The sequence below is a fragment of the Ferroacidibacillus organovorans genome (assembly GCF_001516615.1).
In the GTDB taxonomy this organism is placed as follows: domain Bacteria; phylum Bacillota; class Bacilli; order Alicyclobacillales; family SLC66; genus Ferroacidibacillus; species Ferroacidibacillus ferrooxidans_B.
Genome location: NZ_LPVJ01000001.1, coordinates 155640 through 163007 on the forward strand (window position 1 = coordinate 155640; position 7368 = coordinate 163007).

At 52.2% G+C, this 7368-nt stretch carries 5 protein-coding genes and 1 other RNA gene; 4 read left to right on the top strand and 2 right to left on the bottom strand.

Annotation, left to right across the window (positions count from 1 at the left end):
• The first annotated feature begins 73 nt into the window (after window positions 1-73).
• Window positions 74-565: an SsrA-binding protein SmpB gene (gene smpB, locus ATW55_RS00785; RefSeq protein ID WP_067711031.1), complete on the top strand. Its 492-nt coding sequence runs from the start codon at window positions 74-76 to the stop codon at window positions 563-565.
• A gap of 199 nt (window positions 566-764) precedes the next feature.
• Window positions 765-1145, top strand: a transfer-messenger RNA (tmRNA) gene (ssrA, locus tag ATW55_RS00790).
• 135 nt (window positions 1146-1280) lie between these two features.
• On the opposite strand, the gene ATW55_RS00795 is transcribed toward ssrA, so the two are convergent.
• Together ATW55_RS00795 and ATW55_RS00800 are read right to left on the bottom strand one after the other, a co-directional pair.
• Window positions 1281-3830, bottom strand: a complete 2550-nt coding sequence (locus ATW55_RS00795; protein ID WP_067711033.1) for a DEAD/DEAH box helicase family protein — start codon at window positions 3828-3830, stop codon at window positions 1281-1283.
• Entirely contained in the window at window positions 3823-5487 is a 1665-nt protein-coding gene (locus ATW55_RS00800; RefSeq protein WP_067711036.1) for a site-specific DNA-methyltransferase, read from the bottom strand. Before ATW55_RS00800 ends, ATW55_RS00795 begins: the two co-directional genes overlap by 8 nt.
• 110 nt (window positions 5488-5597) lie before the next feature.
• Between ATW55_RS00800 and ATW55_RS00805 the strand changes: the two genes are divergently transcribed.
• Together ATW55_RS00805 and ATW55_RS00810 are read left to right on the top strand one after the other, a co-directional pair.
• Window positions 5598-6593: a hypothetical protein gene (locus ATW55_RS00805; RefSeq protein WP_067711040.1), complete on the top strand. Its 996-nt coding sequence runs from the start codon at window positions 5598-5600 to the stop codon at window positions 6591-6593.
• Between the two features lie 147 nt (window positions 6594-6740).
• The gene (locus ATW55_RS00810) at window positions 6741-7265 is read left to right on the top strand and encodes a GNAT family N-acetyltransferase (RefSeq protein WP_067711042.1); all 525 of its coding nucleotides are present in this window, start codon (window positions 6741-6743) and stop codon (window positions 7263-7265) included.
• Window positions 7266-7368 lie beyond the last annotated feature (103 nt).

Below are 7368 nucleotides of genomic sequence, written 5' to 3' on the forward strand. Positions count from 1 at the left end.
ACTAAAATGCGTTATTGTGCAACATATTTGGCCAAAATGACGCAAATATGACATACTAATGGTGGTGATTACGATGGCAGCCTCACATGATAATGGAAAAGAACGCGGCGGAGAAAAGGTGGTCGCCCAGAATAAAAAGGCGACACATGATTATTTTATTGAAGATACCTTTGAGGCAGGGATCGCGCTGACTGGCACGGAGATCAAATCCATCCGCGCCGGGAAAGCCAATTTGCGCGACAGTTATGCGCGCGTCGAACATGGGGAAGTCTATCTTCATAACCTGCACATCAGCCCCTACGAGGCGGGCAATCGCTTCAATCACGACCCGATGAGAACGCGCAAGCTTTTGCTGCGGCGAGCGGAGATTCGCAAGCTGATCGGCGCGACGCGCGAGTCGGGATATTCTTTGGTGCCGCTCAAGATGTACCTGCGTGGCGGATTCTGCAAGGTGCATCTGGCGCTTGCAAAGGGGAAGAAGAACTACGACAAGCGGCACGCGATCGCAGAGCGGGACGCGAAGCGCGACATGGCGCGGGAGTTTCGAGAACGGCAGAAGGGTTGAACGAGCGGCAGAGCGCGGAAGTTCAGGGATGCGTTGGATGCACGCGCTCTGGGCTTGGTATGAGCATGGTAGCGGGGCATGTGTGCTGATGTCACGCGGGCGGTGCTGATGTCATGAAGAAATTGGTTCTTTGCTTGCTGTGTCGCGTGTGGTAATATAAATGTTGCGCTCAAAACGCGAATGACTGAATTTCCTCTGCGGGGGCGTTCTGGATTCGACGGGGATTGTTCGAGCATGAGCGGCGGGTCGTGGGGCTGCGGCCACGTTAATCACGCGGACCTAAACACAAACGCAAAAACAAAACGTAACACCTTCACAAGCAGTAACCTCGCTCTCGCTGCCTAATAAGCCTTGAGTGACGTCTTTATATCCTTCTCCCATGGGGATGTAGAGGCGCTACCTTAGTGGGATAGTCGGGGCGGTCGCTCGTGCGCCTCCGATGAATCAAAACGCGAGCTAGCCGTCACGTGAGCGCGTCGCTGCGCGCATGCGGCGGTGAATCTTAAATCGGCGACTACACCCGTAGATGTGATTGTAGCGAGGTCTTCGGACAGGGGTTCGACTCCCCTCGCCTCCACCAAAAAACCCGCGTAAATAGCGGGTTTTTTCCATGTACAGGTTGAGTTTGTAGACAAATTGTAGACAAGAGATCTTGATTGCCGCGAACGGGCTTGAAACTGTAGACAAACTGTCTACAGCATCGTTTTCAGGAACATTAGGCGAGCGCCAGCACGTTCCTCCAGGACCCGTGTGCGTTTCGCAACGTATCCTCTGACGCCAATAGGTACCGCCAACGAACGCTTACATGTTTGCTGTCGCTTGCATGATTTGCCCAGCGCTTTGCCGCTTCCATTTTTGCGCGAACTTCACTCGCTTGCATGTCGCGATCAGCTTTGACTTCGACGATCCAGTGTATATTGTCCGTGTCGATGGCTATAAAATCTGGATTGTAACGACGAAGGTCTTCCCCCGACCACAGGATAGGCAGGTCATTCGTGTGCAGTCGAACCCAAGCGACGATGTCCTGTGATTCGTCCAGAAGATTGGCCATATCGCGTTCCGGGCTACTGTCGAACCAGACCTGTTCGTACAGCGATTTTCGCCAGCCTGCATAAGCACGCCCCTTCTCGAATGCACCATATTTGTCCTCGGTTGCATCGAGACGCGTTTGTCGTACCGGCATGAATGGGCGGACACGAACCGTCGTGTTTTCCATTGGTGGTCTGGCCAGACGACTCGCTTCTTTGGTGACAAGTTGGACAAGCTTTGCTTTGGCTGTCTCCAAGTACGCGGACAAAACCGTTACGGCTGATCCTCCCATCGCATCCATCATTTCATCGACCAGGCGGCGAGCGGAGCGAATTTCGCTTTCTCTTTCGACGACGGCCTCGCAATGAACGACCGCGCTGACCAATTCATCTGCGATGTCCTCCGATGGCAAGAAGGAAGGTTGTACATAGACCGTTTCGGCAGCATCCCTTATAAGCACCTTGGTATGGCGCAGGCCCGACGTATCGATCTCTATCGTCGCCTCGACACGTTTGCGTCGAAGAGTTTCCTCCGGATCACGCGCCAAGTTACGACCCAACGCGCGGAATGGCTCGACATCAGTAATATCAGCCAAAGAGAAAGGTACTGGTACGGGAATCATCTTGACGACCGGGAGTTCGATCCGTGGAAGAGACGGATTTGGCTGCATATCGCGAACCGTTTCGACTATTCGCTGACTCTCTTCTAATCGTGTATCGGTATCAACAATGGCGAAGCCACTGCCTTTCGAGTAACTCCCCGAGCCCTTTGTATCTGTAGTCTCGTTTGTTGTCGTTTCGCCAGAGGGGGATGTATCCCAGGCATGCTCGCTTTCCTTCGCTCGCTCTGGTATATCGGCCACCGGGCGCTGCGCTTGCCAAGGCTGATCCGGCAAAGGTCCTTGCGACTCGTCGCGCCTCACAACGGTATTGCCGCTCTCGTCACGGTGCACAAGCATTTGGACTCGATGATCCCGCAACTGTTCATTCATCAAGCCGGTCCGTCTCAGGAGATCGTCGTAGCGTTCGTGGGCCAGTACCTCCAGGGTATCCAACATCTCTTCCCCAGTGTACTGACCAAAGGGCAGACGGAGCCCGCGGCCAAGTGTTTGTTCGGTCAAGATGTCGGAGACCGACGCACGCATGGAAGCCAGCACATAGACGTTCTTCACGTCCCAGCCCTCTTTGAGCATACCGACGGAAATGATGATGCGGATGGGGGAGTTTGGCTCCTCTACAGTCTCTAATTTTTCGAGCGCGTCATCTGGCGCGTTGGAATGTACGGTCAGGATAGCTCCTGCGAATCGGCCGTCCATAAATGTCGTGGACTCCATGTATTGCGCGTATTCGTTTGCTTCATTAATTGACTGTGCAACGACAAGCATGACCGGGTGTATAGGCTGCAATTGATGGGCAGAGCACCATATGCTAATGGCCCGAGCTTTGAGTTCAAGTAGACGTGCCCCATCCGTTAACTGGGTGTAGGGATCGCGGCGGTCATCTCGACGACCAACAATCACAGGGGTTTTGACTAGCTTCTCCGCAACGGCAGCAGATAGCGGGTACTTGAAGATCATATCCTCATCGCGAGTGTTCGGGTGAGGGGTGGCCGTAAGGCCGATGAGCGCATAGGGTTCGAGTTCACGAATGGTTCGCGAAAATGCCGGGCTGAAATAGCAGTGGTGCTCGTCGGCAAAAATGAATAGATCGTCAAGTCCGTGGAGATGTTCGTAAAACGCTTCTCCAAGTCCCTCGCGAAATTCATGTGTACGGCGACCCAACTGTGTGGTCGGCTTCGTGAGACTCTGCACTGTGAAGATGTAGAGCTTCACCTGCATCGGATCATCCATGGCGGCCCGCATGGCTGGAGAGTCGAAGTTGTCCGCAGTAATCACCACGGGAGCAGTTTCCATAATGTGCAGCATGCTTTTCGGATGGCCCGGCGTGAAGTTTGCGACTGTTTTGTTCAGAATTGTCCGTCCGGGTGTAATGACGGCGAAATTCCGTATGCCCTCTACACGGGCCATATACTCGATGGTCGCCGCCAGTATGTATGTCTTACCAACGCCCGTTGCAGAGACCACGAGGGACTCCATAGGCGGCTCCCCGCGCTCCTGATTGTAGTAGGCATAAAGAGCAGTGGCTATGGAGTATACAGCCTGCTGGTTTGGTTTTCGCAAGTTCATGCGGCCCGAAATTTCTGCAAGAGCGTTCAGATCTACAACTCGGTCAGTCACGGGATATCACCTCGCTTGGCGACAGTTCTTGTTCTGTACTATCCTCAATGAACTCCGGTGGCTGATACCTATACCCGGCAAGCAGGGCGCTGGGAATCTTACGAATCGACGAACCCGGACGCAGTTTCCGCAGCACTGTTCTCGCTTTTGGATCAACAGCGGTTCCGCAGAGAAGGAGCAGCTCGTCTTCGGCCATGTGTTGGACGAGCAATTGCACGACGACGTCGTTAACCATGCCATCGACTACAGCCAGGTGCTGTTTGCCTTTCCGACCGCAGAAGGGCGGTTCCTGGGAGTGGTCGAAACCCAACTGCGCAGCAACCGCTTGCGACAGTTTTCCGTTCGTGGCCCAGTCGGACAGCATGACTCGACCGCCGACGTCCGTGAACATGGAGGGGCCAATGCGGAGATAATCAAAACCTCCGCCGCCTTCCCAACCTGCGGACTCAGTGACGCCACCAGGGTCTTGGCCGCCAACAACCTTTTGAAGACGGGGAATGATGAAGTTGTTGACTGTATCCTCGCTCCATTCAACCGTGACCCACCGGCGGCCCATTTTGTGAGCAACTGCAGCAGTGGTGCCGGAGCCCGCAAAACAGTCAAGCACGATGTCGCCGGGGTTAGAGGCAATGTGAATGATGCGCTCCATCAGGCGCTCCGGCTTTGGGGTGGCAAAAGGAACCGTGTCAGCGAGTACAGCTATCACCTCATTTTTCGCGTCTCCTGTAGTACCTACCTCTTGATGTGACCATATCGAGACGGGCACGAGCCCTGCAGGAACCTCCGAGAGAAATCGCTTTACACGAGGAGCTCCGTTCCCATCACGTCCGAACCAAATTCGGTTGTCGCTTATTAATTCCTGGAACCGATCTTCTGTGTACAACCAGCAACGTCCTGGCGGTGGGTCAATCGTGCGACCTGATGGACGAGTAATCGAATAGAATTGGGAAGCACGACGTCCAGGCCCTGCCTTTGCGTGTGCTGGGAGTGATGTCCATATGCCGCGCGGATCGTTATCTGGATTTTCGTAGCGACCGATTTGTTCGTCCGTTGGCGGAAGAAGGTTCCTGGTTGTTGCCCAAACGGAGCGCTCATTCGCGTACACAATAATGTAGTCATGGGTGGTAGAGATATCTGTACGATTTTCTCGCGTATGCGATTTTTGCCATATCACCGTCGCTACAAAGTTGTCCGGTCCGAACACTTCGTCCATGACGCACCGAAGTCTGTGTTGTTCGGAGTCGTCACAATGAACCCACACTGACCCCCCTGGGGCGAGCAAGTCCTTAATATTGCGAAGGCGGTCGCGCATCATCGTCAGCCACACCGAATGTTCAAGCGCGTCGTGATACTGTTCGAAGGTTTGCCTTGTGTTGAAAGGAGGATCTATATAGGCCAGCTTTACTTTGCCGACGTATTTGTCTCGGTACGAGGGGATTTTGCACAAGGACTCCAGCGCGTACAGGGAGTCGCCTTGAATGAGCAGGTTGCCACTATTTCGCTCACCATATGTACTTTCAGACTGCAGAAGCCGTACCTCAGCGACCCTGTAGTCAGAAGGGGATACCCACTCGTAATTGCCCGTTTGCTGGGCGAGCAGTCGCTTGTCCTTGTTCGTCCAAGTGAGTTCGAGCCTGCCCTTGTATTTCTGCTCCATGAAATCGCCCCCATCTGATAGAATAATACCAGAAACAGGCGAGAGGCGGGGAGATATATCTATACAGGCTGGGTATACGTCGCTCTCTATCGGACAAGGGGAGTATATTTGTGCTGATGAATAAAATAATTGTATTATTATCCAACCCATCGTGGGATTCTGTTATTATTTCCTTTCTAACCGCACTGTTTACTGCAGCATATGTTGTTCTGACCAGAAGATTAGTTATCGGCAGCAAAGCAGCTTTTTTTGTGGCCCATATTGTGCCCGGTGCGGAAGATAATTTCAATTCTCTATTTCTCGAATTTACGAATCCCACAGGCAATTTGTTGAGAGATTTGACTCTAATATTTAACCCAGACTGCATGTTAATCACGAAAAAGACATTGGGGGAGCTGTTTGGCAAGATGACCGTCTTGCTTCCCGGAGAACGTGTTCGGTGTTACCTCGTAAGTGCGGTTGATAGAACCAGAATTGAGGAGATGTTCCCTGATGGGCAGTTAGTAATTAAGGCTTTATGGCACGATTCAGCACGAAAAAAAGCACAAAGCCAGAAATTGGTTCTGAAAATCGACCAATTCATCGGACTGCCAATTTCCAATGGGCAAGACAAAATTGCTGAAGCCATTTCCGCCGCTACAGAGGCTCTCCTCATAACATCTGCCTTCAGTAACGAAAGTCGCGAGGCGATGACTAATCAACGGCGCACTATTGATATGAGAGACTTGCCCCTGAAGTTAGTTTGGTTTAAAACCTCAGAGGGTTGGAAAAAAATCATGCCAATGCGGTTGATTTACTTGAATAAGCAGAGAATTTTGCAACCAGTTACATCGGTAGGTGACTTAGGGCCTGCAGGGTTTCAACATCCAATTCTTTCGAAAGGAAGAATTTATGTGTTTTTTGATAACTGCCTACACATAGAGAGAGACTTGCGTACAACCAATCCGCGTGGGATAAAAGCATACATATGTATCGATGGAACTACCTACGTTTGTAGGGTCTCGGGTTCTACCTCCATTGTAAATTTGTCTTCTGACGGTCTGTCTACGGGAAGATGGGTATTGGACGTTGAGGACGAAAAAACGGCTCAAAAGGACGAACGATGAGTCTCACTCGCAGTTGCCGTTTTAGGGGTAAAAGCTATGAATTTCATCGTTTGGGTATTAAGGTGGGGACGGAATTTGTGGGGGGAGTCTGTATGACTAATTTCCGTCAAAATACCCTTATAAAGGATTCGAAAGGAGAATGAGCAGGTGAATTCTGATGCGGAGATACGAATCACGCCGCCCGAAGGGGAGGAAGAGCGGGAGTGGTTGACTCAATTATGGCAATCTGAGTGGGGCGGGGACAACATGGTCAGTCGTGGCCACGTGTTTCATCTCGCGGATATGAAATCGCTCGTTGCGAAGGCAGACAGCGAGCTTGTCGGCGCTGCCACTTTCCGGTTTGATGAAGCTGACGGGTGCGAACTCATGAGCATCAACGCGATTAGACAGGGTGGCGGTGTTGGAACGAAGCTACTGGCAGCCTTGGAGGACGAAGCACGCAAAGCTGGATGCAGCCGGATATGGCTTATCACGAGCAACGACAACCTCAATGCACTACGATTTTACCAGCGGCGAGGATACCGCATCACAGCTATATATTCAGGTGCCATTGACGAAGCCAGGTGCATCAAGCCCACGATTCCATGCATTGGCGATCACGATATCGAGATCCACGACGAAATTGAGCTGGCGAAGGACATTCAAGGAGGTGGTCGACGCGATGTGAATTGAAACAAATCGCCTGCTCTTTCGTCCTTATTCACTGCATTCTGAGACTGCAACCTTAAATGGCTGACCAAAGGCCGTGGGATCATTGGATAATCAGGCCCCACGC

Bases quoted from the DNA above. Each gene is read 5' to 3' on its own strand.
- smpB (WP_067711031.1), top strand. From the start codon at position 74: ATGGCAGCCTCACATGATAATGGAAAAGAACGCGGCGGAGAAAAGGTG.
- ATW55_RS00800 (WP_067711036.1), bottom strand. From the start codon at position 5,487: ATGGAGCAGAAATACAAGGGCAGGCTCGAACTCACTTGGACGAACAAG.